Source organism: Imhoffiella purpurea (assembly GCF_000585215.1).
In the GTDB taxonomy this organism is placed as follows: Bacteria; Pseudomonadota; Gammaproteobacteria; order Chromatiales; family Chromatiaceae; genus Imhoffiella; species Imhoffiella purpurea.
Genome location: NZ_AONC01000010.1, coordinates 51266 through 57265, shown reverse-complemented (window position 1 = coordinate 57265; position 6000 = coordinate 51266). Strand labels below are relative to the sequence as shown.

The following is a 6000-nucleotide window of genomic DNA, read 5'->3' as shown; positions in this document are numbered from 1 at the left end:
GGCGTCGTTTAGGTCGTGGTTTTGACTTTGCCATAGCGGAGCCCGTCTGTCTTCACGTCCCCAAGGGAGGAGGAGGGTCTGAACGCTTACCTTTCGATCGACTCGATGCGGCGGTGATAGCTTGCGATAGCGCTAACCGTCAATGTCGGGCTCGGCACTATGTCATGAGCGGGTCGGGTCAGGAATATTATCGGGGTTTCTGGATCGATTGATCGACACCGTCCTCTTTGTTTTTCGCAATCGGCTTGCAGTTAGCCGAAGAGCTTCTCTACAAAGCTTTGTTGGCATGTTCAATGTCCACCCTGTCCAATGAACAGGCTAGTGGTGGTTCTTCGAAGATATCCTGCTCGAGTTGATTTGGCCTTATTCGGCCAAAGCCCGGACGTCTCGTCCATCTCAGATCGATAGACCGTAACGTATCATCAAACCGATGCTCTTGCGTAAAGAGCATCGGTTTGATCGTGCGTCTGCAGTCAGACTGCTGTTTTCCTATAACGATAATCCTTACAGACGAGGACCCCGCATGTTCGAACGACTGAAATCTCCCGCGACGCTCGCCGTATTGATGGGGGCGAGTCTCATCGCAAGCGCTGGTTATGCCCTGGCATTCGATATGGGCAACATGATGAACCCTTCCAGGTGGATGGACGGAGACCGCAACGACGGCCGAGGCAGGTCTTTGCCGGGCAGCTATGGCGCACCGGAGGGTTACCGACCTCCAGGAAGCTACGGCCGCCCAACTGACTGGAACACGCCCTACGGGTACGGTGGCGGCGGTCGTGGCCAGCATGGAGCCCCTGTTCCTGGTTTCCATGGTTTGCCAGGCGGGCAGGGAATGCCCCCCGGATATGCCGGTCCCGGCGTTTATGGCAACGCCCCGGGCGTGCCTGGCCAATTTGGTCGAGCTCCACTCGATTCGCCTCCGTCTTTCTTCAATCATGCCGCGCCCTCCATGTCTCCTGGTCGTGATGCGATCTATGGATCGGGCAATCCGGGTATGAGTGGTCGTTCCGAATTGGACGCCCTGAAAGAGCGGGTTCGGGTCTTGGAAGGCCGCTAGCGTTCTTGAAGCCGCTGGTCAGCCTCCCCGTCAAGTCGTGGGCACCTCGCGTGGGGATCCTCGGATGAGGGGGGCAAAATCGACGAGGGATACGTTGGTTTCTGCTCGTTCTCGCTCAAGATCCTCGGGCTGGGGGCAGGGCGCTTTGGTCGTGGGATCGGTAGTCAGTCATGTCTCGTGCTCATGTGCGTACTCGTTACGGAGTCAAGTTCCTGCAGCGTACGCATCCGCTGGTTCGCTTGCTCAGCAAGGAGCATTCACTGCCGACCATGCATGGCACTCAAGTCTGGCGATCCAGTTTCATGCTGATGGATTATCTGGCTCAGAATCCCCTGACAGCAGGCGAGCGGGTCATGGAGCTCGGTTGCGGATGGGGTTTGCTGGGGATCTATTGCGCCAAGCACTTCCCTGTCGACGTCATGTTGGTCGATGCGGATCCATTGGTCTTTCCCTTCGTCGAGGCGCACATCCGTCTGAACGCCGTCCAGGTGCGGACCCATGAGGTCACCTTCGATCGGCTTGCCGATCAGACCCTCAGAGAGCATGACGTTCTGCTGGGTGCCGATATCTGTTTTTGGCCGGAACTCGCAACGCAGCTTCGGCGTTTGATCGCGCGTGCGCTGTCTCAGGGGGTCCGGCGGATCCTGCTGGCCGATCCTGGGCGAATATCCTTTTTGCGCCTCGCCGAAGAATTCGAACACCGTCACGAGGGAAGGCTCATCTCTTGGAAGGCCCACCGCAAAGTCGGCACGCGCGGATATCTGCTCGTCATCGACCGTTGACCTTGTCGTGCTGGCCGCTCTATTTCGAACCGGTTTCGTTTCCCGGCCCCGCGAAGATCCGATAGGCCGGATTGTCGGTCTCCTCCCAATAGGGATACCCCAGGCCGTCGAGCGACCGGCGAAAGGCTTCGCGTTCCTCGGGCGGCACCTGGGCGCCCATGAGCACGCGCCCGTAGGCCGCACCGTGATTGCGATAGTGGAACAGGCTGATGTTCCAGCGCTTGCCCAGGGCCGCCAGGAAGTTCAGTAGCGCGCCCGGGCGCTCGGGGAATTCCAGTCGAACCAGCGTCTCGTGCTCGATCCCCGGGGCGTGGCCGCCGACCATGAAGCGGACGTGCTGCTTGGCCGTCTCGTTCTCCGTCATGTCGACGACCTCGAAATCCTTCTCGGTGAAGCGGGCGATCAGCTCGGCGCGTTCCTCGTCCCCTCGGGCCAGCTCGACCCCGACGAAGACCTGAGCCCTGCGCGGGTCCGCAAAGCGATAGTTGAATTCGGTGACCTGGCGCTTGCCGAGGGTGCGGCAGAAGGCGAGGAAGCTGCCCGGACGCTCGGGGATCTCGACGGCCAGCAGGGCCTCGCGGTGTTCGCCGAGCTCGGCGCGTTCGGCGACGTGACGCAGCCGGTCGAAGTTGATGTTGGCGCCGCTCTCGATGGCGATCAGATGGGCGCCCCGGATACCGTTGCGCTCGACCCAGCGCTTCAGCCCGGCCACCGCCAGGGCGCCGGCCGGCTCGGCGATACCTCGGGTGTCGTCGAAGATGTCCTTGATGGCGGCGCAGATCTCGTCCGTGCTGACCAGAACCACCTCGTCGACCCGCTCGCGGGCGACGCGGAAGCTCTCCTCTCCGATCCGTCTCACCGCCACCCCGTCGGCGAAGAGACCGACCTGCGGCAGTTCCACCCGCTCTCCCGCCGCCAGCGCGGCATGCAGGGTCGGCGCCTCGGCGGGCTCGACCCCGATGATCTTCACCTGCGGATAGAGCCATTTGACGTAGGCCGCGACGCCGGCGATCAGCCCGCCTCCGCCCACGGGAACGAAGATGGCGTGGGGCGGCTCCGGGTGCTGGCGCAGGATCTCCATGCCGATGGTGCCCTGCCCGGCGATCACGTCCGGGTCGTCGAACGGATGCAGGAAGGTCAGTCCCTTCTCCGCGACCAGTTCCATGGCGTGGGCATAGGCCTCGTCGTAGGAATCGCCGTGCAGCACCGCCTTGCCGCCGAAGGCGCGCACCGAGCGCACCTTGATGCCGGGCGTGGTGCGGGGCATGACGATGGTCGCCTGGACGCCGAGCCGGCTGGCGCCGAGCGCGACCCCTTGGGCGTGGTTGCCCGCGCTGGCGGCGATCACGCCCTTGGCACGGATCTCGGGGGCGAGCTGGGCGAGTTTGTTGTAGGCGCCGCGGAGCTTGAAGGAAAAGACCGGCTGCAGGTCCTCGCGCTTGAGGAAGACCTCGTTGCCCAGACGGCTGGAGAGCTGGGGCGCGCGGGTCAGCGGCGTTTCGTGAGCCACGTCGTAAACGCGCGCCTTGAGGATGCGTTCGATATAGGTATCGGGCATGGCGAACCTTGGTACTGCTCGGTGATGGCGTCATGTTACAGGAACGAATGGCGCTTCATGTCCTGGATCTTGGCGGTCTGGCTGCGAAGGATCGGCGGCCGATGCCGATGTACGGCGTCTCTGGGGCCGGACCCTTCTTGTCCTTGGAGCATGGGCCCGGGGACACCATCTCCACCCTCTGTTGCAGCTGTTCGACTTGATCTCCGCGCTGTTGCGGGGCATGTCGGCGTCGTTGAACCAGCGCAGGGAAAAGGGATCCTATGGGGATGCGGTCATGCGTGGCCGGTTGCGATTCACCTTCGAGCCGTGCTGGTGCGACTCGCCGCGCGTGCTGCACCAAGGAAGTGCGAATTGGATGTTCCGCCGGGCGTGGCGGTCTCGGGTGTGCGGGATCCGCCATGGGTGGCGGCGATACGACACCCCGCTGCAAGGTCGTGGCGCGATTTTTGCAGCAAAGCAGCGTGCCTTGTCTTTTCTTCCTCCCGCCCCGAACGTCCTATCCACTGAGTGACGCGGCCGGCACGAAGGGCGGGCGAGCATCATCAGCTTCCGAGCGAGGTTATGTCTATGTCGATCTTCGAGCGCTATCAGGCACGTTACGAGTCCTCCCGCGAGGAGGTGATGAGCCTGAACGAGTATCTGGATCTCTGCAAGGAGGATCCGAGCGCCTACGCGGGCTCGGCCGAGCGTCTCCTGATGGCGATCGGAGAGCCGACCCTGGTCGATACGCGTGACGATCCGCGTTTGAGCCGTATCTTCCAGAACAAGGTGTTGCGCCGATACCCCGCCTTCTCAGAATTCTATGGCATGGAGGAGTCGATAGAGCATCTCGTCTCCTATCTGAAACATGCCTCACAGGGACTGGAGGAGAAGAAGCAGATCCTCTATCTTCTGGGGCCGGTGGGCGGCGGCAAGTCGTCACTGGCCGAGAAGCTCAAGGAGCTGATGCAGGAGAGGCCCTTCTATGCCATCCACGGCTCGCCCGTGTTCGAGTCGCCGCTCAGCCTCTTCTCGCCGGAAGAGGATGGGGCCATCCTCGAGGAGGACTACGGCATCCCGCGCCGCTACCTGCGCACCATCATGTCGCCCTGGGCGGTGAAACGGCTGCAGGAGTACAACGGCGACATCACCCGATTCAAGGTGGTCAAGCTCTATCCGTCCATCCTGGAGCAGATCGCCGTCGCCAAGACGGAGCCGGGCGACGAGAACAATCAGGACATCTCCTCCCTGGTCGGCAAGGTCGACATCCGCCAGCTGGAGCGCTATGCCCAGAACGATGCCGACGCCTACAGCTATTCGGGCGCGCTCTGCCGGGCCAATCAGGGCCTGATGGAGTTCGTCGAGATGTTCAAGGCGCCGATCAAGGTGCTGCATCCGCTGCTGACCGCGACCCAGGAGGGCAACTACAATGGGACCGAGGGGCTCTCGGCGCTACCCTTCCAGGGGATCATTCTGGCCCACTCGAACGAGTCGGAATGGCAGAGCTTCCGCAACAACAAGAACAACGAGGCCTTCCTCGACCGCGTCTTCATCGTCAAGGTGCCCTACTGCCTGCGGGTCGACGAGGAGGTGCAGATCTACGGCAAGCTGCTGCGCAACAGCTCGCTCTCGCACGCCACCTGCGCCCCGGGCACGCTGGAGATGATGGCCCAGTTCTCGGTGCTCACCCGCCTCAAGGAGCCGGAGAACTCCAGCATCTTCTCCAAGATGCGGGTCTACAACGGCGAGAACCTCAAGGACACGGATCCCAAGGCCAAGTCGGTCCAGGAGTATCACGACTATGCCGGGGTCGACGAGGGCATGTCGGGCATCTCGACCCGCTTCGCCTTCAAGATCCTCTCGCAGGTGTTCAACTTCGATCACGCCGAGGTCGCCGCCAACCCGGTGCATCTGCTCTACGTGCTGGAGCGCCAGATCGCCCGCGAGCAGCTGCCGCCAGAGACCCAGGAGCGCTATCTCGGATTCCTCAAGCAGTACCTGTCCCCGCGCTATGCCGAGTTCATCGGCAAGGAGCTGCAGACGGCCTATCTGGAGTCCTATGCCGAGTACGGTCAGAACATCTTCGATCGCTACGTCACCTATGCCGACTACTGGATCCAGGATCAGGAATACCGGGATCCGGACACCGGCGAGATGATGAACCGCTCCACCCTCAACGAGGAGCTGGAGAAGATCGAGAAGCCGGCCGGCATCTCCAATCCCAAGGACTTCCGCAACGAGATCGTCAACTTCGTGTTGCGCGCCCGCGCCAACAACGCCGGGGCCAATCCCAGGTGGACCAGCTACGAGAAGCTGCGCGTGGTGATCGAGAAGAAGATGTTCTCCAACACCGAGGATCTGCTGCCGGTCATCTCCTTCAACGCCAAGGCGTCGGTGGACGAGCAGAAGAAGCACGACCAGTTCGTCGACCGCATGACCGACAAGGGCTATACCGCCAAGCAGGTCCGGCTTCTGTCCGAATGGTATCTGCGGGTCCGGAAGTCACAGTGATCCGCGGCGGGCCGCCGGAACGGATGCGCGAGCGTCCGCACCGGTGCCGGCGAGTCGATCGCCGAAGGCTGGCGGCAGCCGGCTGGTCGCCCATCGAACGATCAACCGCC

Annotated in this window: 3 protein-coding genes; 2 read left to right on the top strand and 1 reads right to left on the bottom strand. The window is 62.4% G+C overall.

The window, feature by feature from the left end; translation table 11 throughout:
* Positions 1-1230: 1230 nt before the first annotated feature.
* Entirely contained in the window at positions 1231-1842 is a 612-nt protein-coding gene (locus tag D779_RS23260; RefSeq protein WP_081763310.1) for a class I SAM-dependent methyltransferase, read from the top strand.
* 19 nt (positions 1843-1861) lie between these two features.
* Here the strand turns inward: D779_RS23260 and ilvA are convergent, their stop codons facing one another.
* Positions 1862-3400 (bottom strand): threonine ammonia-lyase, biosynthetic, encoded by a 1539-nt coding sequence (ilvA, locus tag D779_RS03780; RefSeq protein ID WP_043749641.1) that lies wholly within the window; start codon positions 3398-3400, stop codon positions 1862-1864.
* Positions 3401-3967: 567 nt separating this feature from the next.
* Between ilvA and D779_RS03775 the strand changes: the two genes are divergently transcribed.
* Positions 3968-5890 carry a PrkA family serine protein kinase gene (locus tag D779_RS03775; RefSeq protein WP_043749636.1) on the top strand — a complete coding sequence of 641 codons (1923 nt, stop codon included), beginning with the start codon at positions 3968-3970 and terminating at the stop codon, positions 5888-5890.
* Positions 5891-6000: the final 110 nt, after the last annotated feature.